At 69.0% G+C, this 242-nt stretch carries 1 protein-coding gene; it reads right to left on the reverse strand.

The annotated features are described in order from the left end of the window. A partial coding sequence (locus MFF21_RS23835; RefSeq protein ID WP_238315061.1) for a peroxiredoxin occupies positions 1-242 on the reverse strand: 242 nt, incomplete at both ends.

Genomic DNA, 242 nt, shown 5'->3' on the forward strand with positions numbered 1-242 from the left:
TCTCGGCGAAGCGCTTGTGGCTTTCCACGTCGTCCGCCGAGACCCCGAGGACCACCGCGTCCAGGGCCTTGAGGCTTCCCATCTGGTCCCGGAAGCCGCAGGCCTCCTTGGTGCACCCGGGGGTGTCGTCCTTGGGGTAGAAGTAAAGGACCACCCACCGCCCCCGGTAGTCGGAGAGGCGGTGGGTGCGGCCCTCCTGGTCAGGCAGGGCGAAGTCCGGCGCGAGCGTGCCCACTTCCATG

The organism is Methylobacterium organophilum, from assembly GCF_022179465.1.
GTDB lineage: Bacteria > Pseudomonadota > Alphaproteobacteria > Rhizobiales > Beijerinckiaceae > Methylobacterium > Methylobacterium organophilum.